The organism is Sneathiella marina, from assembly GCF_023746535.1.
GTDB classification, from domain to species: Bacteria; Pseudomonadota; Alphaproteobacteria; order Sneathiellales; family Sneathiellaceae; genus Sneathiella; species Sneathiella marina.
On sequence record NZ_CP098747.1, the window covers coordinates 830,739 to 854,676 of the forward strand.

A 23,938-nucleotide genomic window follows, 5' to 3' on the forward strand; every position below is an offset into this window, starting at 1 on the left:
TTTTGCCTGAAGCAACGGCGAGTACAGTTTTTGTTAGGCGTTCGACCCTAAAATCCTATATACAGGCGTGTTGCTGTGAAAGACTGATTAACTGGGCTGACGAAAATGATTAAATTACTAGGCTGGATCATGCTGGGCATTATTGTCATCGTAGCTGGCTTTTTGTACCGCTATGAAAGTCTGGATCCTTGTGAATGGCTGACCCAGGACCTTGTCGCCTATAGTGGATTGAAACCTATTTCAGGTCTTGGCGATACAGCCGGACTGGTTCTTGAGCCAACAGAATGTGTCAGGCGTTGGGCTAATCTTCGTATCGAATCCGCGGAGCAATAAACTTATCTAGTCGAGTAGGATTTCCTCGAAAGGGTAATTGGTCATATTCTCAAAGCCATTTTCGGTAATGAGAACCTGTTCTTCCAGTTTTACACCTTCCTTACCACCTTCAGCGCCTACATAAGCTTCAACGCATAGGACCATACCGTGTTCGCACGTATATTCAAAAGCGCCCTCATCATAGTCTTCAGGGTAGGCGATATGAGGCCATTCGTCACAAAGCCCAACGCCATGCATTTTGACTGAATATCGAGAAGACACATATTCCGGCGCCAGGAAATGGCCGCCATGAACAATTTCCTTAAAGGGGACACCCGGCCCCAACAGTTTCATGTTTTCCTGAATATGTGTAAACGCGTGTGTATACAGCTTCTTCTGCTCATCGGTTGGCGAGCCGTCCCCCAGAAACCAGGTGCGTGATATATCTGAACACATGCCGAAACACCCAATCATGTCCGTATCAAATGCCAACAGCTCGTTGTTGCCGATAACCCGTGGCCCACATTCCTGAAACCAGGGATTGCTACGCGGCCCGGATGCGAGAATACGGGTTTCGATCCATTCTCCGCCACGCCGGATATTTTCAGCTTGCAGAACCGCCCATACATCATTCTCGGTAAGGCCAGGTCGCGCCATGTTTTGCATTTCGTACATAGACATTTCACACGCATGAACGGCGCATTTTAGCGCCCTTATTTCTTCATCCTGCTTTACCGCCCGGGTTTTTTCTGTAACTTCTTCGCCCTCAAACACTTGTAGGCCCAATGCTTCGAGTGCGCGGAGTCCGTGAATTTGTATTTTGTCGATGGCCAGGCGTCGGTTCCCAGGAGCGTGGGCGTGCATCAATTCATCAATTTCACCCGCAAATATTTTTGCGTAATGCTCGGTTTTATCTCCCTTTACAAAATAAAAGAACGACGCACCGCCACGTGTTTCCCTGACCAGTGGGTTATACGCAGTCAGCAGATCCTCGTTTTTGAAATCCCAGATCACCATATATCCGTCTGCGGAAACAAAACAGGCGCGAAACGGGTTATGGGCCGCCCATAACTGCATGTTTGTTGTATCGGAGGCAAATCGAACATTGAGTGGGTCGAAAAGCAAAATTCCACCGTAATCACGATCTCGCAATGCTTTTGCCAGACGCATTAGCCGCTGTTCGCGCATTCTGGGTAGGTTGGGAATTTCCAAACCTGCTTCAGCCCATTCATCAAAAGCCAGCTTTGTTGGGCCTATTTCAACCCGATCATTGTCATCAGGCGTACCATCGGGTTTAAGGGGAGTGTCGCCTTTAGGTCCAATTTTTCGCGTATGAGAATACGTCTGTTGCGGCATCGTCAATTCCTCCCGAGAAGTTGTGTCGATAACACCTCAAATTCCGGTAACATAATTGACGATAATCGCTAAATTTTACCTTGTTGGTCTTAAAGGCGACCAGTTATTGCCCGCTTTCGACCTGTTGCCAGCCGAGAGTTGCCAGCATATTTGCGAAAGTGGCATATTCATTGCCGACTTTCGAACTGGAATTCCCGTCAAGACCCCGTTTATAGACACCCTGGACAATTGCAGCTAAGCGAAAGAATGAAAAGGCTACGTAAAATTCCCAGTTGTCGATACCCTCTCGTCCGGTCCGTCTGCAGTAAGCATCCACATAGGCTTTTTCTGTCGGAATGCCCGTGGCGGCAAATTCCATGTTGACCAGTCCTCCACTTTTAGGATGGATGAAATGATAGGGGGCACAATTATACGCAAGGTCTGACAACGGGTGACCGAGTGTTGATAATTCCCAATCCAATATGGCCAATACCTCTGGTTTGGTTGGGTGCAGGATCATATTCTCCAACCGATAATCGCCGTGCACGACCGATGTTTCGTCGCTGGCAGGCAAATTCGCCGGCAACCAGTTGATAAGATTTTCCATCATCTCGAGATGATCTGTCTCGGAAGCACGATACTGTTTGCTCCAACGGCCGATCTGGCGTTCGAAATAGCTTCCTTTCTTGCCAAAGTCCGAAAGGCCTGCCGCATCAACGTCAACGGAATGCAATTGAGCCAGTGCGTCATTCATTGCATCATAGGTGGCCGCCCGTTCAGAGGGCGCCATGCCAGGTATCTCTGGAGAGCGAATTACCCGTCCTTCAATCTTCTCCATCACATAGAAGGCTGTACCAATTACTTCAGGGTCTTCACATAAACAAAAAGTCCGGGGTACAGGAACATCAGTATTTTGCAATGCCGAGATGACTTTGTACTCACGATCCACAGCATGCGCCGATGGCAGCAAAACGCCGGGCGGTTTTTTGCGCATGACATAATCCTGATTTGGCGTTTGCAACAAGAAGGTTGGATTTGACTGACCGCCTTGAAACTGACTGATGGAAAGCGGACCTGAAAAACCGTCAACATTTTCTGTCAGATAATCGAATAAGGCGCCTTCGTTAAATTGATGCATCTCCCGAACGGGGATGATTTCCGTGCCATCGCTCATAACTTATCCTGTTTTTTCTTATTATTGGTATTTTAAAGTGAAGCGATCAAGCGTCCTTCATCATTTTTTCAACTTGTTCCCAGCCCCGTTCGGCAAGAGGCCTGACCCGCACTGCGACGTCGGCGGCACTTTTGTTGGAAGCTGTACCGTCTTTAACACGTCCAACAATTCCCTGAAGAATTGCGGCGAGCCGGAACATGTTATAGGCCGCATAAAAATCCCAATTTTCAATATTGTCCCGGCCGGTTCGTTGGCAGTAAGCCTCTACATATTGTTCCTCTGTCGGAATACCCAAGGCCGGTAAGTCGAGACCCTTCAGGCCGCGAAACAATTCCGGTTCCAGGCGCCATGTCATGCAGTGATAAGAAAAATCCGCCAAGGGATGGCCCAAAGTTGCAAGCTCCCAATCCAGAATTGCAATGACTTTATGAGTTTCCTTGTCCAGAACCGTATTATCAAGACGGTAATCGCCATGCACAATAGCAGTTTCCTCACCGGGAGGAATATTCATTGGTAGCCAATCCATCAATTTATCCATGGCGTCGATCGTTTCGGTTTCCGATGCCCGGTATTGCTTGGTCCAGCGGCTGATCTGCCGCGCTAGATATTCTGTAGGTTTGCCGAAGGTTTCAAGGCCAACAGATTTATAGTCAACCCTGTGCAATGCCGCCATGCTGGCGTTCATGCTGTCAAATACTGCAACCCGATTGGCTTTCGAGTAGCCGGGGAGAGCTGGATCCCATTCGATATCTCCGTCCATGAATTCCATGACATAAAACATCGTTCCTATGATGGACTCGTCTTCACACAAACAATAGGTTTTAGGCACCGGCGCAGCGGTATCGCTTAATGCCGTAATCACTCTGTATTCACGGTCCACTGCATGGGCGGAGGGAAGCAGTTTTCCCGGTGGTTTTCGCCGAAGGACGTATTTTTTCGACGGTGTTGTCAGCATATAGCTGGGATTGGATTGACCACCCTTGAATTGTGCAACCTCCAGCGGGCCGCGGAACCCGGCAATATTATTCTTTAAATATGCTTCCAGCACATCGACTTCAAATTTATGTCGTTCGCGGACTTCCATTGTGCCAGAAAACTGGCCTTCTTGTTCGGACATTTATGCCTCTTCTTTTGGTTATTGGTCCCGATTTTCTCGGTCTACAGCTCGCCAACCTATATCGGATCGGCAGAAACCTTGGGGCCAATCAATTGATGTAACACCACTATACGCCTTTTCTTGTGCTTGTTTAATGGTTTTTCCCGTTGCTGTGATACCAAGCACACGCCCGCCGACGGCAAGTATCTTTTCAGCCTGTTTTTTCGTGCCTGCATGAAAGACTGTCACATCTTCAATACCGTTGGCCTCGGCCAATCCATTGATGACAGTATTTTTCTCGTAAGCTTCAGGATATCCCTCTGCTGCCATAACTACTGTAAGGGCTGCATCCTGCTTCCAGCTCAATCTAACATCTGGCAACTCTCCTGTTGCCGTTGCCATTAGCGCAGGGAGCAAATCACTGTCCAGCCGGGCACAAAGTACCTGGCATTCCGGGTCGCCAAATCGCACGTTGTACTCGATTAACCGAGGCCCGGTTTCCGTGATCATAAGACCGGCATAGAGAACTCCCTTAAAGGGTGTATTTCGCAATTTCATTGCGTCAACCGTTGGCTTGATAATCTGGTCAATTGTTGCCTTTATCATTTCTTCCGTCATCACCGGAGCTGGCGAATAGGCGCCCATGCCACCAGTGTTGGGACCCGTATCGCCATCACCAACCGGTTTGTGGTCCTGCGCGGTGGCGAGAGGTAAAATATTTTCACCATCTGTTAGAACAAAAAAGCTGGCTTCTTCGCCGACCATAAATTCTTCGATAACAATTTCCGCTCCCGCGCCGCCGAAAAGCCCGTCAAAAATATCATCGATGGTAGCTGTTGCGACTTCCAGGGTCTGGGCAATAATCACGCCTTTACCAGCCGCCAATCCGTCAGCTTTTATAACAACGGGAAGGGGGCTGTCTGCAACATACTCCTTGGCGGCAGTGGCTTCGGTGAACCTGGCATAAGTTGCCGTTGGTATATCAAAATCTCGGCAGAGATCTTTCATGAAGCCTTTGGATCCTTCCAAAGCGGCAGCCGCTGACGTCGGGCCGAACGACTTGATCCCGGCGTCGCTTAGCGCATCCACCAAACCAAGCACCAATGGTAGTTCTGGCCCAACAACAACGAAACCTATATCGTTGTCTTGACAGAAATTCAGTATCGCCGGGATATCGTCGACCGCCATCGGCACACATGTAGCGACCCCTTCGATTCCGCCATTTCCGGGCGCACAATAAAGTGTATCAATTAAGGGGGATTTGCTGAGAGACCAGCAAAGTGCGTGTTCACGGCCTCCTGAGCCGATAACCAGTATATTCATTTCATTCCGCATAAATTAGTATTTCACCGCACCCAATGGACGGTGTAGAGTTTGTAGCATAGCGCGCCGCGCAGCAAAATAACCTTATGGGCGAATAGTGTCAGAAAATTATCAAAGCGATAGCTCCAATATCCACGAGTATACGGTTTCCGAATTAAGCGGATCTCTTAAGCGCACTGTTGAAGACGCCTTCGGGCATGTCCGTGTTCGGGCTGAAATTTCCGGCTTGAAGCGCGCGGCTTCCGGCCATGTCTATCTTGCGCTCAAAGATGACAAGGCCGTTCTTGACGGAATAATGTGGCGCGGTACGGCGCAAAAACTGACTTTTCGACCGGAAGACGGCCTTGAGGTTGTTTGCACGGGCAAGCTTACAACTTATCCCGGGCGCTCCAAATATCAAATTGTAATTGAGCGTATGGAGCCCGCCGGAGTTGGTGCTTTGATGGCTCTATTGGAAGAGCGGAAAAAGAAGCTTGGCGCAGAAGGGTTGTTTGATCCGGAGCGCAAACAATCTTTACCTTATATTCCAAAAATTATCGGTGTGGTGACATCGCCAACAGGGGCGGTAATCCGAGATATTTTGCATCGACTGCGAGATCGCTTTCCGACCCATGTCCTGCTTTGGCCGGTTCTTGTACAAGGAGAGACCGCCGCAGAGCAAATTGCCGCGGCAATTCGCGGCTTTAATGCTCTTGAATGGGAGCAGGATATTCCGCGGCCTGATCTTATTATTGTGGCACGTGGTGGTGGCAGCCTTGAAGATCTTTGGGCCTTTAATGAAGAAGAAGTGGTCCGTGCAGCAGCGGAAAGTAAAATTCCCCTAATTTCAGCGGTGGGGCACGAGACGGATACCACTCTTATCGATTACGTGTCGGATCGTCGGGCGCCAACGCCAACTGCGGCGGCAGAGATGGCAGTTCCGGTACGCTCAGATCTGCTCGCTTACGTTGATGACCTGGAACGCCGGACGAAGCAAAGCTTTAACCGATCAATTTCACAAAAGCGGGAGCAGCTTGCAGGGCTGGCGCGGGGATTGCGCGACCCCAATTCTTACATCGCCGATAAATCACAGCATCTGGATCACTTGGATAACCGGTTGCGTCAATCCATGTCGAACGGTCTAGCTGTCAAAACCCAGAAATTCGGAGCGGCCGAGGCACGATTGCGGCCCCAAATTCTGGAACGAAGTATTCAAGGGCGTACCGATCTGCTCGCAAATTTTGATGGGCGCATGAGTCGGGCCATCATGGTTAGGCAGGAGCGGGCGCAGGATAACGTCGCAGCCGTTAGCCGGTTGCTGGAAAGCCTCTCATTCCGGCGGGTCCTGAAAAGAGGATACAGTATTGTGTGGGATGAGGAAGGCAAGCCGCTGTCATCGGTTAAATCCGCAGAGGCTGGCCGGGTTGTTACCGTCGAATTCGAAGATGGAAAAGCTGACGCCATATTTGGTAATCGGGGGACGGCTATTAAAAAGCCAAAAGCCGGTAGCTCTCAATCAAAACAAGGGCAGCTTTTATGATCCGGTTCGGCTTACTGATCGGTATTTTGATATTTCCGGCCCTTGCCTGGTCGTCACCGATGGAGCTGGAGGGTAATTTTAAACAAGGCGGATTGATTTTTGGGAAAACAGACCCGAAAGCTAACGTCATATTTGAAGGAAAGCCTGTTCGAGTAGCTAAATCTGGACGCTTTGTCTTCGGCTTTGGCCGGGATTTTAAGGATACAGCGACACTGATCGTAGAACTTCCGACGGGCGAGATGGAGCGACGCGTTCTGAGAATTGAAAAACGCAATTATCCAACGGAACGACTCACAGGGTTGCCGCCGTCCAAAGTAACCCCGAGTGAGAAGTTTCTAAAGCGTATCCGAAAGGAAAATGGAGAAATTGCTCGATTGCGAGCCATTGACACGGAAGAGGAATGGTACCTATCCGGCTGGCAATGGCCGGCGGTGGGGCGGGTAAGCGGTGTCTATGGCAGTCAACGAATTTTAAACGATATTCCGAAACGCCCACATTTTGGTCTGGATGTAGCAGCTCCTGTCGGAACGCCAATCCTGGCCTCCACCGATGGCATGGTAGCAATGGTCGAGGAAGACCTTTTCTATACGGGCGGGACAGTCATGATAGATCACGGTCATGGCCTGGTTTCCGTTTATTCCCATTTAAGTAAGCTGGATGTCGCTCCAGGAGAGTTTGTGACGCAAGGAACCAAGATCGGAGAGATGGGGAAAACCGGCCGTGCGACAGGCCCCCATCTGGACTGGCGCCTCAACTGGTTTAAGGAGCGATTGGATCCCGAACTTCTTTTGGGCCCGATGCCCAAAAACTAAAGGGCGGACCGAAGCCCGTCCCTGTAAGGTTTACCTGACTGGAGTAAAGCCGTTAGACTTTCGTCCGGCGGCGGCGTGCCATATATCCTATGCCGAGCAGTGCCGCACCAAAGAGCGATAAAGCAGTTGGAAGAGGAATAGCAGTAACAGCGGCCACTTCGATTTTCTTGATTGTAAAATTGTCATCATAGCCATCGGCGCCGATGCCAAATAAGGTCCCTATCCAAAGGTCAGAGAAAGCGAATTTTCCACCGTTGGGAATGTCGATGTCGTCCTCCTGTTCGGTCAATCCGCTGCCATCATCGAAATAAAAGTCGAAGTCGTCATTGCTGTCAACTTTTCCGAACGTGATACTGACAAGCTGCACGGCGGTATCAAAAAGAAACTGCATAGTCTCGTTTGCGTTCTTACCATCGATTTCCCGGTTTTTACTATTGCCCGAAGAATACATTCCTAATCCATTACCATTGGATTGATACAGCCAATCATAGTAATTCGTGGTAACACCGCTGCCATCCTGTCGCCCGGTATAGACGGAAAGACCGATGCCATCTTCGCTGAAACCAAAGCTATTCGACCATCCGCCCTTGTCGCGTAAATCAAAAACGGTCGACGCCTCAACTGGAGAGGCAAAGAGTAATAGAGCGGCTAACGCCGCGGAAATTAATTTCATGGTTCTGCCCTTTGAAAACACTTTCTTTGAGGAATAGGGCAAGAACGCAAATATTTTGTTAATTTATTTAGATAAATGTACCAAACGCAAAAGAAAAACGGCGGCCCAGAGGACCGCCGTTTCCGTTTCTATCCGTAGATAGCGTTTAAATTAAGCTTGCAGAGCAGCTTTCTGTTTCCGACGACGTGCCAGAAAGCCCATGCCAAGAAGTGCTGCACCGAAGAGCGGCAACGCGGCAGGAACTGGAACGACTGAAATTCGAACAGCCATGTCATCCATATCAGAGTCACCAGAGCCATCCCCAAACAAAGCGATCAATGAACCGTCTGTATCCTGGAAGAGAGCTATTGAAAGACCTCTATCGATGTCACCATCATTTTCTGCTTCTTTTTTAACGTCCTTGCAGAAGATAAAGAAACAAACTCTGTACTCAGTTTCAAATTCGAAGCCAAGCAAGCCGTCACTTGTAACCCATGATGTCGCCATATCATAAACACTGGAGTTTTCGTTATCAAAGAGGACATCATGCCCACTAGAAGTGTCGACGAAGGAATTAAAATGTGCCGCTTCACTGCCAAGATAAGTAAACTTGAGAGTGGTTGGCGCACCGGTTAATATTCCGCCACCGGCTTCGTTATTTCTTGTCCATCTCTTTACAGTGTCACCGGCTGAAAGACCGGTTGTAGCGTTAAGATCAAAGCCACTGTTAAGGACGAAATTATTGCCGCCAACAATACCAAGTGAAGCAGCACTTGCTATGGAAGTAGTTAAAGCCACGGCTACAAAAGCAGCGGCCGCCAATAGACTTTTCATATTTATTTCCCCTTTATAAAGAACGAAATCGTTAAAAAACAAGACGCAAAAGTTAATTGTCGCGCTGCGCCAAAACACCAACTAATCGTATAATATGAATCTAATGCAGATGGGTCAATGTGGCGTAAATGTGGCAAATTGTGGATTATTTAAGGCAAGAACGCCTTATAAGTGTTTGATCTAAATAAAAATAACTGTAAATTAGAGCAAATTGCCTATCAATTGAGTCGCCAATATTACATAAAAATTTAACAAAAAAAGCGGCAATATTGTGGGAAATCCAACATTTTATGGTTAATTTTTATGGTTAATTTTTGGTTATATGGTTAATTATTTTTTAGTTATAGTTAATTTTTTTGTGATTCGAATCAGTTGTGGATTTTTATATTGAAGTTTTCTAATTTTATTAGAAATTGTTGGGGATCAACGGCTGCACCGGCTCGCTAACCGGGCGGGCATCTGTAGATACTGCAGGCTATATTATGATAAGTGGTGTAACTACAATAATTTACAACCAGTTCTTCCCGCAACCGGTAAGCGCGTAGCGCAGAAGTTCTGCACTACGCTTTTATAGAAATAATCAGAGATTATTCTGATTTGAGTTTTTCGCCCGCTTTGACGACAGCGTCGCCGGCACTGTCCATGGTTTTGCTTGTATCTTCTTTAACACCGCGCCAGGTATTCCCACAGCCGCTGACAAAACCCGCGAGAGAGAGAACCAGGATGGAAAGGATAAGTTTTCTGTGAAGTTTCATTGTCATCATCTCATACTAATATAGAACGTAGCAGCAAAATATAGATATTTCGGATATTTGGCAATTAGTTCCGGGCAATTCAAGGTTTTGCCGGGATCCAGGCAATAAGCTCTGCGGTTGGTTCAACTTTTCTTTTCGTTGCCGTAACTGGTTAGCATTTCCATCAGGAGCGGGTGTAGGGATTTACCGCAGGAAATGACATTACGATGAACGACTTTCTCCCGGTTATATAGATGTGGTTCCCCTGAGGTCGTTGTGGATATTCCGCCCGCCTCGGACAGGATAATATCCGCCGCTGCAATATCCCAGTCGCTTTTCGCGGCAAAAGACAGGGAGGCGTCCACATGCCGGGAGGCCACTTTTACCATGCGATAGGCAATGGAGTTTACATGGCTGAAGGTGGCGTCGGGAACGTCGTCAATCCAGCCATGCCATTCAAACGCTTTGCGGCTTGTCAACAAGGTTGCCCCGTCCAGATCGAAGCGAGAGCTGCAGGTAATAGGTTCCTGGTTCAAAAAGGCGCCTTTCCCAGTTTCTGCTTCATAGAATTCCTCGAGGATGGGATTATAGACGATACCAAGGATCGGCAGGCCATTCTCCACCAGTGCGGCGCAGATAGTGAATTCGGGTTTCTTCGCGATAAAGGAGCGGGTGCCATCTATCGGATCAACGACCCATACCCGATGTTTATTGAGTCTCGAAGGATCATCTGCCGTTTCCTCAGATAACCAGCCGTAGTCCTGTCGGGCGGTCATAAGGCGTTCTTTCAAAAAACTGTCAATGGCGAGATCAGCCTCGCTTACAGGATCCCCCGGTTTCTTTTCCCAGCTTTCGACATTGCCGTCATAATAGCGACGGGCAATATCACCTGCCTCGCGTACCGCTCCGGCGACAAGCGAGTGATCTTTTGTGAAATCAGCTGTCACGTTCCAGCAACCATCATGCCGTCGATACGGAGTGTTGGGGCGTTGGTGCCATGACGAAACTCAAGGTCATCCGCAGCCGTCAGGTTCAAAAACATCTGCTTTAGATTTCCCGCGACCGTTAGTTCTGAAACCGGGAAAAGAATTTCACCATTTTCTATCCAGAAGCCCGACGCACCCCGGCTGTAATCACCGGTGACTCCATTGATACCAAATCCAATAAGGCTTGTAATATAAAGGCCGGATTTGATGTCCTTGATCAAATCCGATACCGAGACATCTCCTGCTTCCATATAGAGATTGGTCGTTGAAGCTCCGGGGGGAGATGCGGTTCCCCGGGAAGCCCGTCCATTACTTGTTAAATCAAGTTGCTGGGCGGATGCCGAATTAAGTATCCAGCATTGAAGGATACCATCTTCTACTAAGTCAAGCCGTGCATTAGCGACACCCTCACCGTCGAATGGTTTCGAGGACGGTCCGCGCAAGCGATGTGGATCGTCTATTACATTGATCCCGTCGGCGAAAATTTTGTTACCCATCTCTTCTTTTAAAAAGCTGGTACCTCGGGCGATGGAGGATCCTGAAATAGCCCCAGCGAAATGACTCAGAATACTGCCTGAAACACGGTCGCCATAAATCACAGGAACCTGACCGCTTGGCATTTTTCGCGGATTTAAGAGTTTTACCACTCGTTCTCCGGCGCGCCGACCAATTTCTGCGGGAGATTTAAGCTCTGTGAAATGCCGCTGACTGTCATAATCATAATCCCGCTCCATACCGAGGCCTTCACCAGCGATGACAGACGCACTGACGGAAAAGCTGGATGAGGAATAGGCGCCGCGAAACCCATCTGAAGTCGCGAGTGCGATCGACGCATGTCCAAAAGATCCACCACCGCCTTCTGAGTTAGTCACCCCATCGACAGCAAGAGCCGTGTCCTCAGCTTCTTTTGCCATTCCAACAATGGCTTCGGCACTAAGTTCAGTATCATCATAGAGGTCCAGTTCCGGAAACTCGACAGCTAGAAGGCTCTTTTCAGCAAGGCCGCAAAACTCATCTTCCGGCATATTCCGGGCCATGGCCAGTGCCCGGTCGACCAATTCTTCCAGCACGTCAGGATTGGTGTCGTTTGATGAGACAAAGGCCTGCTGTTTGCCAATCAGAACCCGTAGTCCAAGATCATGAGCTTCAGAGCGCTCTATTTCTTCGGTTTCACCCAACCGTACAGTGACGCTGGTCGAAGCTCCCTGAATGCGGACTGCATCAGCCGCTTCGGCGCCCTTTTTTCGGGCCAATGAAATAAGGTCGTCGAGAATGACGAGCGAGGATTGCTCATTTGTGTATTGAGTGGACATGGATACCTTGTGTAAAAATAATTCACTTCCTCATAAATAGGCGGCATGAGGGAAAAAGGGAATCAGAAAACGCCAAAAGTTCCGTTTATTCCATCCCACAGTAATTTTCCACCGGTAACAAGCACCAATAAATAGGCAATTCTATAGAAGATGACCTCAGGAATTATTTTGTGCAGCTTTATTCCCAACCAGATTCCAAATGGCGCTAATGGTGCTAAGGCCAGTGAGGTCCCAAGATTTTCAGTCGAAAACTGACCGAGAAGACCATAGGGGACGAGCTTCGCGTAATTGATAATGAAAAAGAACCAGACAGATGTGCCGACGAAAAGCGTTTTATCGATCTTCTGAGGGAGCATATAGAACTGAAGTGGTGGGCCGCCAGCATGAGATACAAAGCTGGTGAATCCTGAAATTGAACCCCAAAAGGATCCCTTATAAAAATTCGCTTTCGTTTTATAATCTGCCGGTTTTTTTCTTAAATAGTGATTGAGCGTAAAAACAATACAGATAGCGCCCAGTAAAATTTTTATAAAACTTGGGCTCAGGTGATTGAAGAGTAAAAACCCAATGAAAATTCCTACAATAGCTCCTGGAACAAGGTACCAGAGGTTGCGCCAATCCGCTCTTTTGCGATAGGCAAGTAATCCAAAGATATCCATAAAGCACAAAATAGGTAGAATAATAGCGGCGGCCTGCAGGGGGGGAATGATCAGAGCCATTAGGGGGACACCCAGAATACCTAAGGAGCCGGCAAACCCTCCTTTCGAAATTCCAATCATTACAACCGCCGGTATGGCGATTAGATAAAATACGGGGTCTGAAATAAAGGTCATTCGAAAAGATATCGGATTTCTAGTGCGACGCGAGGAAGAGCAGGATATATGGCAAATTTGACTTTCAGACTTAAATCAGATGTTCTTGATGACAATATGTCATAGTAATTTGCACATTCCTAAGGATATCTCACATGTCACGATTGATCGTTGCCTTTATTCTTACCGCGAGCATCAGCCTGATGGTTATGTCCAGTTATGCTGCGGAAAGCGTTTGGTCGTATAAAGGAGCCAACGGACCGGAGAAATGGTCGAGGCTCGGGCCAGATTTCCATGCCTGTGCAGGTAACCAACAGTCTCCTGTCGCGATACAATCTTCTAAAGCTTTCGCAGCAAATGTACCGGAGGTGTTTCTGGAGTTGGAGCAATTCAAACCAACAGTCACCAATGACGGTCATATGGTTTCTATCGAGCCACTGGGTACTGGTGGCAGTCTGCTCTATGGTGGCAAGACATATAAATTTGGAGAAATTCGTCTTCATCACGGGAGTGGCCACATTGTTGATGGCCGTCAATTCCCCCTAGAGGCGCGTTTTGTACATGCATCGGATGAGGGCGAGCTCTTTATTCTAGGTGTGCTGTTTCTTGAAGGGCCCGCCAATAGCACGTTGCAATCCATATTGGATAATACGCCGTCTTCGAAAGGTCAGAAAACAGGAAACCAGATTATCGATCCGATGCAAATGATCCCAGTTGATAACCGGTTCTTCCGCTACAAAGGGTCGCTGACCATGCCGCCCTGTACAGAAAATGTAACCTGGCATCTGTACAAGCAAAGCCTGACCGCCTCTAAAGATCAGATCGCCGCGTTGAGCAGGATTTATGAAAATAATCACCGGCCTGTGCAGCCACTCAATCGCCGATATATATTGCAGGAAAAATGACGGGCAGGGACATTGTTATTTCCAGATGTTTTTGCCGCTGCCGGGCAGCCCAAGTTTTTCCCAAAGGTCATCAACTTTGTTAATAACCGCATCGTCCATACGGATCTTTTCGCCCCATTCCCGCGATGTTTCCGGTGCAAGTTTATTTGTAGCATCCAGTCCGATTTTGCCGCCTAGACCAGATTCCGGCGATGCGAAGTCCAGATAGTCGATAGGGGTGTTCTCGACGGTGGTAATATCACGAACCGGATCCATGCGCGTGGACATGGCCCACATGACATCTTTCCAGTCCCGTGCATTGATATCGTCATCAACAATAATCAAAAACTTAGTGTACATGAATTGTCGTAAGTAGGACCAGGCACCCATCATCACCCGTTTAGCATGACCGGGATAGGCTTTTTTCATTGAGATAACGGCGATCCGATAACTACAACCTTCCGGCGGCAACCAGAAATCAACGATTTCTGGAAATTGCTGTTGGATGAGGGGAATAAAAAGCTCGTTTAATGCTTCGCCCAATACGCTGGGCTCATCCGGCGGGCGGCCGGTAAAGGTGGTTAGGTATATGGGCTGCTTCCGCATGGTAATAGCCGTGATGGTGAAAACCGGAAAGGTTTCGACCGAATTATAATATCCCGTATGATCACCATACGGGCCCTCATCCCGATAGTCATCCAAGGACACATGGCCTTCGAGGATAATTTCAGCACTTGCCGGGACTTTGAGAGGAATGGTTTTGCAATCAACCAATTCCACTTTTTCTCCCCGTAACAAGCCGGCAAACTGATATTCGGACAGGTTGTCGGGGATAGGTGTTACCGCGGCAAGGATTGTACCGGGATCAGCGCCAATAACGACCGCAACGGGGAGGGGGTCAGTTTTTTCCTGTCCCCAACGCGCATGATGCTGGGCGCCGCCCCTATGCTTTAGCCAACGCATTATGGTTTGATTTTTTGAAAGCTTCTGCATTCGGTAGATACCGAGGTTGAAGTCATCTGATTTACTGGAGCCAGGACCTTTAGTCACAACGAGTGGCCAGGTGATCAATGGCGCCGGTTCACCGGGCCAGCACGTCTGGATTGGCAATATATCGAGGTCAATTTCGTCCCCTGTCAGAACAACTTCCTGGCAAGGGGCGGATTTGACCGTTTTCGGGCGCATGGTCATCACCGTTTTTAAAACCGGCAACATGCCCAAGGCTTCGCGTAAACCTTCCGGCGGCTCGGGTTGACGCAAAAACGCCAAGGTCTCGCCGACTTCCCGCAATTGCTCAGGCTCACGGTTCATTCCCATGGCAACTCGGTCAACGGTTCCGAACAGGTTGGCGAGAACGGGCATGGTATTTTTTTCACCGGTCTCTGTCACAGGATTCTCGAACAGCACTGCCGGACCGTCTTCCGCCAGCAGACGGGTTTGGATCTCTGTCATCTCGAGATAAGTTGATACCGGTTCCGTAACCCGGACAAGTTTGCCTGTGGCTTCCAGTTGTGCCATAAAATCGCGGAGTGACCCATAAGACATAACGTCGTAATCCTCAATCTATCATTACCGCGAACTATGGCGTAGAAGCCAGTTCGGGGCTACTTAATTTCCATCTTTGCCTAGAACGGAACCACAAATTTTCCGCCGATGATACCAATGAGAACAAGAGTGCCAAAAAATTTGTTGGATTTAAACAGGAGAAGGCATAAATCGCCGTCATCAATATCAAGTGACCTAATTTGCCAGATCAAGTGAACGGCAGCGCCAGCCATAAATGTATAAAACGGCGCCGTAAGCCCAACAATGTAACCACTAGCCAGTAACGCTAAAACAGTAATTGCATAAAATCCCATAAGCCAGATCTTCGTATTCTGGCCAAATTTAAGGGCTGTAGATTTAATGCCGATCAGCACATCATCTTCCTTGTCCTGATGAGCATAAATTGTGTCATAGCCCAACGTCCAAGCAATCCCGCCAACATACATGATGATGGGGGCGCTACCAAGGTTACCGGTGACCGCGGCCCAGCCCAGAAGGGCGCCGTAATTAAATGCTAACCCCAAGAAAAACTGAGGCCAATAGGTAAAGCGTTTTGCAAATGGATATATGGCAACCAAAATCAAACTTGCAGCCCCAAGAAAAATGGCGAAAAGGTTGAATTGGATCAGAATCAAAAGACCAACAAAACACTGTAACGCGAGCCAGAGGTAGGCTTGCATAAGTGTTACCTGTCCGCTGGGTAATGGGCGCTTGCGCGTTCGTTCTACCTGGCCGTCAAAATCTCGATCTGCAATATCATTAAGGGTACATCCGGCACCGCGCATGACCAATGCGCCGATCCCGAACAAGATGAAAAGCTGCAAATCGGGTATTTCTCCAACAGGAGCAGCGAGAGCAATAGACCATAGGCCGGGAAAAAGTAGTAGCCATGTGCCGATGGGGCGATCAATGCGAGATAATTTCAAATAGGGCTGAATAGCCACTGGCGCATATAGATCCACCCAGTTTTGTTTACTGGCATCTGCAATGATCTTATCGGGCCGGCGCATCTTGAGCACTTTCTCTACGTGGTCTATTGGGAAGGAGATGACATCATTCGGCTTTTGCCGCAATATTAAACTGTAGAATTTATTGAATAGGCGGTGCTATGAAAACCAAACAATATTCTGTACGGCTTTTTGTGACAAGCAATCTTGGACAGGATCTGGGGGTCGTCCTGGATAAACCACAATCTCATTACATAGCTACCGTCATGCGACGTGCCGCTGGTGAGAGAATAGCACTTTTCAATGGTCGTGATGGTGAATGGCTTGGTGTATTGCAGGAAGTTCATAAAAATCACTGTTTGGTCCATGTAACCGAACAATTGCGTAGTCAGGAGGAAGAACCTGATATTCATTTATTGTTTGCGCCAGTAAAAAAAATCCAGACGAATATGATTGTTCAAAAAGCAACCGAGCTCGGCGTTGCAGAAATTCATCCCGTCCTAACCAGGCGGACAAATTCCGAACGTCTTAAAAAGGATAAACTTGAGTTGCAGGCTCTCGAAGCCGCGGAGCAATGTGAGCGATTAAATCTTCCAATTATTCATGATGCTGTGAAGCTCGATGATGCGATAAAATTGCTGGCGCCAGACAGATTGCTCATCTTTTGCGATGAGCGACGGTCTGGAAATGCAGCGCTTGATATATTGCCGCAATTCAAGGATTACCGGAAATGGTCCATGATTACTGGCCCGGAAGGTGGATTTACAGAAGAGGAAAGTAAATTTATTTCGGCTCGAGAAAATACAGTTGCTATATCACTTGGGCGACGTATTCTACGAGCGGAAACCGCTGTTATTGCAGGATTGTCGCTGCTACAAGCAACTTGCGGTGACTGGTAAAACAAGTATCAGCAATCACAGAATTAGCGCATTGTTCGATAGTTTTCGAAATTTGGACTTGAAGCGACCGTCACAATTCATTAATTCAGGTTATCGAGGCCGGACGAGGGGCGCGTTGCCCGGCCATTGCATAATAAGGGGAAAAGATGTCCGGTCCTGCAGCAGGTAACGCGAATGAAATCGCGAATAAGGCCCAACTTGTCGAGTTCGCTGAAAGCGGGAACAAGCCGCCGGAGAAATGGCGTATTGGCACGGAGCATGAAAAATTCGGCTTCAAACTGGAAACCCTAGAACCCCTTCCCTATAAAGGCCCCAGCGGTATTCAAGCAATGCTTGAAGGGTTGCAACGATTTGGCTGGCAACCGGATTATGAAGGCGACAATGTAATCGCCCTGACGATGGAAGGCTGTTCCGTTAGTCTGGAACCAGGAGGACAGCTTGAGCTTTCCGGCGCCGCTGTTGAGAATTTACATCAAACCTGTAGCGAAGTGCATACACATCTTGCGCAAGTGCGCGAAGTTGGTGATGAAATCGGTGTCGGATTTTTAGGTCTTGGATTTAGTCCTAAATGGACTTTGGACGAAACACCGATCATGCCCAAAGGCCGCTATCAGATTATGCGGGATTATATGCCAAAACGAGGCCAGCACGGACGTGATATGATGTTTCGCTCCTGCACTGTGCAGGTTAATCTGGATTACAGATCAGAAGCGGATATGATCAAGAAATTTAGAACGAGTCTGGCACTGCAACCCCTCGCAACGGCATTGTTCGCCAATTCCCCCTTCACCGAAGGGCGGCCAAACGGCCATTTGAGCCATCGCAGTTTTATTTGGACTGATACGGACCCGGATCGCACGGGCATGTTGCCATGGGTCTTCGAAGATGGCTTTTCATTCGAGCGATATGTGGATTATGCATTGGATGTTCCCATGTATTTCGTGTATCGCGATGGAACCTATATCGACGCCAGCGGACAATCTTTTCGTGATTTTATGGATGGAAAATTACCGGCACTTCCAGGCGAACGGCCAAATTTTGTGGATTGGGATAATCATCTTACAACGCTTTTTCCGGAAGTACGCATGAAGCGGTTCCTGGAAATGCGCGGCGCGGACGGTGGTCCATGGCGCCGGCTTTGCGCATTGCCGGCGCTTTGGGTTGGTCTGTTATATAGTGACGTAGCGCTGGAAAGTGCGTGGGATTTGGTCAAGGACTGGACGATGGAAGACCGCCATCGTATGCGTGAGGATGTGATTACCCACGCCCTGAAGACAGAAACTCCCGATGGTCGGACCATGCGAGAATTAGCCACGGATGTGCTGGATATCGCGACAGTCGGTTTAAAGGCGCGAAAACGGCTCGATAGTTTTGGCGAAGATGAAACCCATTTTCTGAATGCCCTAAAAACGACAGTCGAAACCGGAATGACGCCAGCAGATGAGATGCTGCTCAAATATTATGGGGATTGGAAAGAATCAACAGATCCTGCATTCACGGAATATGCCTATTAGAAGCGCTTAGCGCCGGAGTTTTTCCAGAAAAACTTTCGCCGTTTCATAATTACCCGCCGCAGCAGAGGTACGCAAAGACAGCATCAACCGGATTTTCTCACTGATTTCCTCTTCTGTGTCGTTTGACACCTGCCGTCCAAGATCCGCCCGGATCAAGTCGATAAGTACATCAAGTTGGGGAAAGTCCTGATCCTCCACCGGGCCGAAGAGTAAATCTGTATATGGGCTGTCTATATCAGTTTCCTCATATATATATCTAGTATCTAACCCATTGATATCCAACGAACTCATATAGGATACAAGGGCATTGATCTCGACTCCTGTAGCTTGGGGGCCAGCAAATTCTGTTGCTATGACATGTCTTGTAAAGGCAGGTAAACTCGAAAAGATAACTCTTGTACCGAATTCGGATTTATTCTTTACATTTCTAAGGCTGGGAATATCAATCGGATTATCGGTATTGTCTTCAAAGCCCGCCTGCCAGAACCGATGAGTTACGTCTATTCGCCCTGGGAGATCTGATAACCCTTCAATGTAGAAGCTTGTATTGACATGTCCGTTGGTATGGCAACTGTCACAGGACATACCTATGCGAACAGCTTTTTCACCGAGAATGCTGGGACTGCGAAAAAGTAAGCGGCCAAGCAAAATCTGGCCTGAGAACTCCTGAGAGGGATCCAGTAATTCGGCCGGTTTTACACCGGACATTTCCGTCGTGCTGCCGGGTGGTAACCAGTCTTCGGCGACAGCCCATGAAGCCACCATTGAGGCAATAAGCCCTATGGGTAGAAAAATACGCCGATCCCACCCCATGTTTTTACTCCATTAAGCTAGCTCGCAGTGCCGCCAACAGTCAGTCCTTCGACAAGCATCGTTGGCTGACCTACTCCAACTGGTACGCTTTGGCCTGCCTTTCCGCATGTCCCGATGCCGCTATCGAGAGCCATATCATCGCCAATAGCCGTGACTTTCTTCAAGGCCTCACTGCCCGTTCCAATGAGAGTTGCCCCTTTCACCGGAGCGGTTAATTTTCCATCTTCAATGAGATAGGCTTCGGTGCAGGAAAAGACAAATTTCCCGGAAACGATATCCACCTGCCCGCCGCCAAAATTCGCAGCAAACAGGCCTTTTTTAACGGATTTAAGAATTTCCTCGGGATTTCGGTCTCCGCCCAGCATATAGGTATTGGTCATGCGTGGCATGGGCATATGTGCGAAGCTCTCCCGACGGCCGTTGCCCGTTGGTTCGACGCCCATCAGACGAGCATTTTGGCGATCTTGCATATAGCCGACTAGGATACCGTCTTCAATAAGTGTTGTTGACGATGTTGCGGTTCCTTCATCATCGATACTGAGGGAGCCGCGACGATCCGGTAGGGTGCCGTCATCGACAACAGTAACGCCCGGAGCAGCAACCCGTTCACCAATAAGGTCCGAAAAAACGGATGTTTTTTTACGGTTGAAATCGCCTTCGAGGCCATGGCCAATTGCTTCATGCAGGATTATACCCGGCCATCCGGGGCCAAGGACGACATCCATTTCTCCTGCCGGAGCATCAACTGAATCGAGGTTGACCACCGCTTGACGCAGGGCTTCATCGACAGCCGATTTCCAGGTTTCTTCTTCCAGGTAAAAATCATATCCAGTCCGGCCGCCCATTCCGTGGCTTCCGGTTTCCCGGCGTCCGTCCTTTTCCACAACAACGGATACATTGAGGCGTACAAGGGGGCGTATATCACCAGATCGCTCTCCGCCGGAACGGATAATCTCAATGCCTTGCCAAGATCCGGCAAGGGACGCGGAGACCTGCACTACCCGATTATCCTTGGCGCGGGCATAAGCATCAATCTCTGCCAGCGCCTTGACTTTCGCATCAAACGGGATTTCCGTCAGGGGGTTCTCGTCACTATATAATGCCCGATTGGCGCCAGCCGGGGCTAGTGCAGATTGTCCACTTCGGCCGGTTTGCACGGCACGAACCGTGTCGACTGCGTTATTAATGGCTTGCTCGCTTAATTCGGACGCATGAGCGAAACCTGTTGCTTCGCCAACGACAGCACGCAACCCAAAGCCTTGAGTTGTATCAAAACTCGCGCTTTTTAGTCGCCCATCGTCAAAGGAAAATCCTTCCGATTGCCGGTACTCCAAATAAAGTTCACCGTCATCTGCATTCTTCAAAGCGTCCGAGACCAGAGTTTCCACAGCTCCGCGATCCATATTTGTCGGATCAAAGAACATCTGATTTGCAGTCGTTACGTCGGTCATTTAGGAAACTCCAGATACATTTTGCCAATTTGATTATGACTTAAATATGTGCCTTTTGTGGCCAATTGTCGAGATGCAGAACAGGGAAGTAAAAAGATTCTGGGTAAATTCTCTGGCATCGGGCATTCACGGTGTGACAAAGTGTCACAATGGCTTGAAAAATTTCCAGATGACCATTCGTTTGGGTTAAATTCCCGACACAGCGGCAATTATTATTAAGCAATTGATATCGTTAAAATTTTCTAATCTGCTGTGTGATATTCGAGACGCAGTTGGTTGAAGATGGTATTTATTATGCAGTCTTAGGCTTGTTCTTTGCTGTGTCCGTGGTGTAGTTTCCCGCGCAGCTAAATGGAAACATTTTTGATTTGCATCAATAGACTGACTATAAATCAAAAAACTGTCCAAAATTTGTTCGGCTGCGCGTATAGTAGTTTGCAGATTTGGGTGGACATGCACGTAAGTGATTAAGAACGGGAATTAGAGATGGGTATGGTTAGAAAACTTATCGCACTTTTCACTGCCAGCGCGGTGACAATTTTGACGATGGGAAGCGCAACGGCGGAGCAGGGGCAACCTTTTCCGTGGCAACTGGACTTACAGGAAGCATTTTCTCCGGTGGCGGCGGATCAGCAGGTGTTTCATGACATGCTCTTGTGGATCATCAGCATCATTTCTGTCTTCGTGCTGTTACTGCTTATTTATGTAATGCTTCGGTACAATAAAAAAGCCAACCCAACTCCCTCAAAAACTTCCCATAACACGCTTATCGAAATTCTCTGGACTGTGGTTCCGATCATGATTTTGATCGTGATCATGATCCCGTCCTTGAAATTGCTGTATTACGGTGATCGCATTGAGACACCGGATATGACTATCAAGGCGATCGGTTATCAGTGGTACTGGGGGTATGAGTATACCGATGAAGACGATCTGGCGTTTGAAGCGGTAATGCTGGAAGAAGATGAATTGAAACCTGGCCAGCCCCGCCTTCTCGCAACAGATAACGCCATTGTATTGCCGGTTGACACGAATATCCGTGTCCTTGTGACAGCTGAGGATGTTCTGCATGCCTGGGCTATGCCTGCACTGGGTGTGAAAATGGATGCGGTCCCTGGTCGTTTAAACGAGACATGGATGCGCATTGAAAAAACCGGAACCTATTACGGACAATGTTCGGAACTGTGCGGTACACGCCACGGATTTATGCCGATCATGGTGAAAGCTGTCAGTAAAGAAGACTACGCAAAATGGCTCGTTGAAGCTAAAAAAGAATTCGCCAGTGGCGATGCGCCGGCGATTAAATTCGCCCAAATCGCATCCCCTAGCGCACAATAACAAGTTAAAGAGAGGCAAAGATTATGGCATACGGTTCAGCGGCCGCTCACGACGAACATACCCCTTCCGGTTGGAAGCGTTGGGTCTATTCGACAAACCACAAAGACATCGGAACAATGTATCTGATATTCGCGGTGATCGCGGGTATTATCGGCGGCACAATGTCTGTTATCATCCGGGCGGAATTGCAATTGCCCGGCGATCAATTGTTAGATGGTAACTACCATTTCTTTAACGTTCTTGTTACTGGTCATGGCCTGATCATGATCTTCTTTATGGTGATGCCGGCTATGATTGGCGGCTTTGGGAACTGGATTGTCCCGTTGATGATCGGAGCGCCGGATATGGCGTTCCCGCGAATGAACAATATTTCATTCTGGCTGTTGCCGCCAGCTCTGGGTCTGTTGCTGATTTCAATTTTCGTTGAAGGTCCTGCCGGGAACGACGGCGTTGGTGGTGGCTGGACTATGTATCCGCCACTCTCGTCCAGCATAGGACATCCGGGGATGGCTGTTGATTTTGGTATTCTCAGCCTTCATCTGGCCGGCGCTTCTTCAATTCTGGGTGCGATTAACTTTATCACGACGATTTTCAATATGCGGGCGCCAGGCATGACAATGCATCGGATGCCCCTGTTTGTGTGGTCCGTATTGGTTACCGCATTCCTGCTGCTCTTGTCTCTGCCGGTGTTGGCTGGCGCCATTACGATGTTGCTGACAGACCGGAATTTCGGAACAACCTTCTTTAACGCTGAAGGCGGCGGAGATCCGATCCTGTTCCAGCATCTATTCTGGTTTTTCGGTCACCCGGAAGTGTATATTCTTATTCTCCCGGGATTTGGTATCATTAGTCAGATTGTGTCCACATTCAGCCGCAAACCGGTGTTCGGATATCTCGGCATGGCCTACGCCATGGTTGCTATTGGCGCCGTTGGTTTCGTTGTGTGGGCCCATCATATGTATACGGTGGGGATGAATGTCGATACCCGGGCCTACTTCCTTGTGGCAACCCTGGTGATCGCAGTGCCGACCGGTATCAAGATCTTCTCGTGGATTGCGACAATGTGGGGCGGCTCCATCGAGTTCAAGGCGCCGATGGTCTGGGCGCTTGGTTTCATCTTCCTGTTCACCGTTGGTGGTGTGACAGGAGTGGTTTTGGCCAATGCAGGTTTGGATGTGGTGCTGCATGATACTTATTATGTTGTTGCCCATTTCCATTATGTTCTGAGCTTGGGTGCCGTGTTCGCGATTTTCGCCGGCTTCTATTACTGGTTCGCTAAAATGACCGGCTATAACTATTCTGAAAAACTCGCGCATTTACATTTTTGGGTAACCTTTATCGGCGTGAACATGATTTTCTTCCCAATGCATTTCCTTGGGTTGGCAGGTATGCCGCGTCGTATTCCGGACTATCCAGATGCTTTTGCCGGCTTTAATGAGATTGCCTCTTATGGTTCCTATGTTTCTGCGGTTGGTGTTCTCATCTTCCTGATTACGGTACTCCACGCCTTCATGCGCGGTGAACGGGCAGCAGATAATCCATGGGGTGAAGGCGCGACGACTTTGGAATGGACCTTGTCTTCTCCTCCACCATTCCATCAGTTCAATGAACTGCCGATCATCAAGTAAATTTTTACAGGAGTAAC

General features: G+C 48.5%; 22 protein-coding genes. 8 read left to right on the top strand and 14 right to left on the bottom strand.

Annotated elements, in window-relative coordinates; genetic code table 11:
* Window positions 1-105 precede the first annotated feature (105 nt).
* Window positions 106-333: a hypothetical protein gene (locus NBZ79_RS04020; RefSeq protein ID WP_251935734.1), complete on the top strand. Its 228-nt coding sequence runs from the start codon at window positions 106-108 to the stop codon at window positions 331-333.
* Window positions 334-339: 6 nt separating this feature from the next.
* Here the strand turns inward: NBZ79_RS04020 and dddP are convergent, their stop codons facing one another.
* The 4 genes from dddP to purD all read right to left on the bottom strand — a co-directional run bounded on the left by dddP (window position 340) and on the right by purD (window position 5,240).
* On the bottom strand, window positions 340-1,668 hold the full coding sequence (gene dddP, locus NBZ79_RS04025) for a dimethylsulfonioproprionate lyase DddP (RefSeq protein WP_251935735.1): 1,329 nt from the start codon (window positions 1,666-1,668) through the stop codon (window positions 340-342).
* A 103-nt stretch (window positions 1,669-1,771) separates the two neighbouring features.
* Window positions 1,772-2,821, bottom strand: coding sequence for a phosphotransferase (locus NBZ79_RS04030; protein ID WP_251935736.1), 1,050 nt, complete (start codon window positions 2,819-2,821; stop codon window positions 1,772-1,774).
* Window positions 2,822-2,867: 46 nt separating this feature from the next.
* On the bottom strand, window positions 2,868-3,938 hold the full coding sequence (locus tag NBZ79_RS04035; RefSeq protein ID WP_251935737.1) for a phosphotransferase family protein: 1,071 nt from the start codon (window positions 3,936-3,938) through the stop codon (window positions 2,868-2,870).
* A gap of 18 nt (window positions 3,939-3,956) precedes the next feature.
* Window positions 3,957-5,240 carry a phosphoribosylamine--glycine ligase gene (purD, locus tag NBZ79_RS04040; RefSeq protein WP_251935738.1) on the bottom strand — a complete coding sequence of 428 codons (1,284 nt, stop codon included), beginning with the start codon at window positions 5,238-5,240 and terminating at the stop codon, window positions 3,957-3,959.
* A gap of 97 nt (window positions 5,241-5,337) precedes the next feature.
* Here purD and xseA point away from each other — a divergent pair, with 97 nt between their 5' ends.
* Together xseA and NBZ79_RS04050 are read left to right on the top strand one after the other, a co-directional pair.
* Entirely contained in the window at window positions 5,338-6,759 is a 1,422-nt protein-coding gene (gene xseA / locus NBZ79_RS04045) for an exodeoxyribonuclease VII large subunit (RefSeq protein WP_251935739.1), read from the top strand.
* On the top strand, window positions 6,756-7,571 hold the full coding sequence (locus NBZ79_RS04050; RefSeq protein ID WP_251935740.1) for a M23 family metallopeptidase: 816 nt from the start codon (window positions 6,756-6,758) through the stop codon (window positions 7,569-7,571). The genes xseA and NBZ79_RS04050 overlap by 4 nt, the downstream gene beginning before the upstream one ends.
* Before the next feature lie 52 nt (window positions 7,572-7,623).
* On the opposite strand, the gene NBZ79_RS04055 is transcribed toward NBZ79_RS04050, so the two are convergent.
* The 6 genes from NBZ79_RS04055 to NBZ79_RS04080 form a co-directional block, all read right to left on the bottom strand.
* Window positions 7,624-8,244 (bottom strand): VPLPA-CTERM sorting domain-containing protein, encoded by a 621-nt coding sequence (locus tag NBZ79_RS04055; RefSeq protein WP_251935741.1) that lies wholly within the window; start codon window positions 8,242-8,244, stop codon window positions 7,624-7,626.
* Between the two features lie 150 nt (window positions 8,245-8,394).
* Window positions 8,395-9,057: a PEP-CTERM sorting domain-containing protein gene (locus tag NBZ79_RS04060; RefSeq protein WP_251935743.1), complete on the bottom strand. Its 663-nt coding sequence runs from the start codon at window positions 9,055-9,057 to the stop codon at window positions 8,395-8,397.
* Between the two features lie 587 nt (window positions 9,058-9,644).
* Window positions 9,645-9,812 carry a hypothetical protein gene (locus tag NBZ79_RS04065; RefSeq protein ID WP_251935745.1) on the bottom strand — a complete coding sequence of 56 codons (168 nt, stop codon included), beginning with the start codon at window positions 9,810-9,812 and terminating at the stop codon, window positions 9,645-9,647.
* Between the two features lie 122 nt (window positions 9,813-9,934).
* The gene (locus NBZ79_RS04070; RefSeq protein WP_251935747.1) at window positions 9,935-10,738 is read right to left on the bottom strand and encodes a 3'(2'),5'-bisphosphate nucleotidase CysQ; all 804 of its coding nucleotides are present in this window, start codon (window positions 10,736-10,738) and stop codon (window positions 9,935-9,937) included.
* Window positions 10,735-12,090, bottom strand: coding sequence for a TldD/PmbA family protein (locus NBZ79_RS04075; protein WP_251935749.1), 1,356 nt, complete (start codon window positions 12,088-12,090; stop codon window positions 10,735-10,737). Before NBZ79_RS04075 ends, NBZ79_RS04070 begins: the two co-directional genes overlap by 4 nt.
* Window positions 12,091-12,152: 62 nt before the next feature.
* Window positions 12,153-12,923, bottom strand: coding sequence for a sulfite exporter TauE/SafE family protein (locus NBZ79_RS04080; RefSeq protein ID WP_338056133.1), 771 nt, complete (start codon window positions 12,921-12,923; stop codon window positions 12,153-12,155).
* A gap of 134 nt (window positions 12,924-13,057) precedes the next feature.
* Between NBZ79_RS04080 and NBZ79_RS04085 the strand changes: the two genes are divergently transcribed.
* Window positions 13,058-13,807 (top strand): carbonic anhydrase, encoded by a 750-nt coding sequence (locus tag NBZ79_RS04085; protein ID WP_251935753.1) that lies wholly within the window; start codon window positions 13,058-13,060, stop codon window positions 13,805-13,807.
* 15 nt (window positions 13,808-13,822) lie between these two features.
* Here the strand turns inward: NBZ79_RS04085 and NBZ79_RS04090 are convergent, their stop codons facing one another.
* Both NBZ79_RS04090 and ubiA read right to left on the bottom strand, forming a co-directional pair.
* On the bottom strand, window positions 13,823-15,331 hold the full coding sequence (locus tag NBZ79_RS04090; RefSeq protein ID WP_251935755.1) for a UbiD family decarboxylase: 1,509 nt from the start codon (window positions 15,329-15,331) through the stop codon (window positions 13,823-13,825).
* A gap of 80 nt (window positions 15,332-15,411) precedes the next feature.
* The gene (ubiA, locus tag NBZ79_RS04095) at window positions 15,412-16,341 is read right to left on the bottom strand and encodes a 4-hydroxybenzoate octaprenyltransferase (RefSeq protein WP_251935757.1); all 930 of its coding nucleotides are present in this window, start codon (window positions 16,339-16,341) and stop codon (window positions 15,412-15,414) included.
* 98 nt (window positions 16,342-16,439) lie between these two features.
* On the opposite strand from ubiA, the gene NBZ79_RS04100 reads away from it, so the two are divergent.
* Together NBZ79_RS04100 and NBZ79_RS04105 are read left to right on the top strand one after the other, a co-directional pair.
* Entirely contained in the window at window positions 16,440-17,177 is a 738-nt protein-coding gene (locus tag NBZ79_RS04100) for a 16S rRNA (uracil(1498)-N(3))-methyltransferase (RefSeq protein ID WP_251935759.1), read from the top strand.
* A gap of 146 nt (window positions 17,178-17,323) precedes the next feature.
* Entirely contained in the window at window positions 17,324-18,691 is a 1,368-nt protein-coding gene (locus NBZ79_RS04105; protein WP_251935761.1) for a glutamate--cysteine ligase, read from the top strand.
* 6 nt (window positions 18,692-18,697) lie between these two features.
* Here NBZ79_RS04105 and NBZ79_RS04110 read toward each other — a convergent pair whose 3' ends face one another.
* Entirely contained in the window at window positions 18,698-19,504 is an 807-nt protein-coding gene (locus tag NBZ79_RS04110) for a hypothetical protein (protein ID WP_251935763.1), read from the bottom strand.
* A 17-nt stretch (window positions 19,505-19,521) separates the two neighbouring features.
* Window positions 19,522-20,955: a metalloprotease TldD gene (gene tldD, locus NBZ79_RS04115; RefSeq protein ID WP_251935764.1), complete on the bottom strand. Its 1,434-nt coding sequence runs from the start codon at window positions 20,953-20,955 to the stop codon at window positions 19,522-19,524.
* A 486-nt stretch (window positions 20,956-21,441) separates the two neighbouring features.
* Here tldD and coxB point away from each other — a divergent pair, with 486 nt between their 5' ends.
* Together coxB and ctaD are read left to right on the top strand one after the other, a co-directional pair.
* Entirely contained in the window at window positions 21,442-22,293 is an 852-nt protein-coding gene (gene coxB / locus NBZ79_RS04120) for a cytochrome c oxidase subunit II (protein WP_420854559.1), read from the top strand.
* 23 nt (window positions 22,294-22,316) lie between these two features.
* Entirely contained in the window at window positions 22,317-23,921 is a 1,605-nt protein-coding gene (ctaD, locus tag NBZ79_RS04125) for a cytochrome c oxidase subunit I (protein WP_251935768.1), read from the top strand.
* Window positions 23,922-23,938 lie beyond the last annotated feature (17 nt).